The organism is Haloferax sp. AB510 (genome assembly GCF_024136985.1).
Classification (GTDB): domain Archaea; phylum Halobacteriota; class Halobacteria; order Halobacteriales; family Haloferacaceae; genus Haloferax.
On sequence record NZ_JAMYJY010000229.1, the window covers coordinates 1 to 705 of the forward strand.

Here is a 705-nt window from a genome sequence, read left to right on the forward strand (position 1 = left end):
TTCATCGAGGGCGAGCCGATGAAGCCCGCGACGAACAGGTTCGCCGGCTCGTTGTAACAGACGAGCGGCGGGTCGATCTGCTGGAGCTGGCCGGAGTCGATGACCGCGATGCGGTCGGACATCGTCATCGCCTCCGCCTGGTCGTGGGTGACGTAGATGATGGTCGTGTCCAGTTCCTTGTGCAGGCGCTGGAGTTCGGTCCGCATGTGGACCTTGAGCTTCGCGTCGAGGTTCGCGAGCGGCTCGTCCATGAGAAAGACATCGGGCTCACGGACGATGGCGCGGGCGATGGCGACGCGCTGTCGCTGCCCGCCGGACATCTCGTCGGGCATGCGTTCGAGCATACCCTGCAACTGGACGATTTCGGCGGCGCGCTCGACGCGGCGCTCGATTTCCTCCTTGTCGTAGTTGCGGAGGCGGAGCCCGAAGGAGATGTTGTCGTAGACGTCCATGTGGGGGAACAGCGCGATGTTCTGGAACACCATCGCCACCCCGCGGTCCTTCGGCGGGAGGTTCGTCACCTCCCGGTCCCCGATGTGGATCTCTCCCTCACTCGGTTTCGTGAGTCCAGCGATGCTTTCCATCGTCGTCGACTTCCCACAGCCCGACGGGCCGACAAAGCAGATGAATTCGCCGTGGTCGATATCGAGGTTCATGTCGTCGACCGCCGTTACGTCGTCGTAGTGCTTGCTTACGTGTTCGAGT

1 protein-coding gene is annotated in these 705 nt (G+C 62.8%); it reads right to left on the reverse strand.

Features of this window, described 5'->3' with window-relative positions; translation table 11 throughout:
• On the reverse strand, positions 1-705 hold a 705-nt coding region (locus tag NKF06_RS20730), incomplete at both ends, for an ABC transporter ATP-binding protein (protein WP_253246473.1).